General features: G+C 61.2%; 1 protein-coding gene. It reads right to left on the bottom strand.

Annotation, left to right across the window (positions count from 1 at the left end):
* A partial coding sequence (locus tag EN874_RS32575; RefSeq protein ID WP_148671275.1) for a PAS domain-containing protein occupies positions 1 to 356 on the bottom strand: 356 nt, incomplete at both ends.

Below are 356 nucleotides of genomic sequence, written 5' to 3'. Positions count from 1 at the left end.
GGATCTCGCGCAGCGCCTGCTCCTCGCAGGCGGCATCCTTCGTCAGATCGACGAACCAGCCAGGATAGAGCGCTGCCTCGCCCACCTCATCGACGTAACATCGGCCGACGGCCAGGATCTTGCGCAGCCCCATTTTTTCCGAGCGGACCCTGTAGACCTCCCGGAAGCTGGACCTGCGCTCTATCGCCTTGCGGATAGCCAATCGAACCCGTGGACGGTCGTCCCGGTCGATGCTTTGCATGCATCGTTCCAGCGACGCGCCATGCGAAAACTCATCGAGGGTCAGACCGAAATAGTCTGAAAGATTGGCGTCGCCATAGACGCGGTCACGCTTGATGTCCCAGGTCCAGAACCCG

The organism is Mesorhizobium sp. M1D.F.Ca.ET.231.01.1.1 (assembly GCF_003999155.2).
GTDB lineage: Bacteria > Pseudomonadota > Alphaproteobacteria > Rhizobiales > Rhizobiaceae > Mesorhizobium.
The sequence above is the reverse complement of the archived record's forward strand: the minus strand, read 5'-3'. Positions and strand labels throughout refer to the sequence as shown.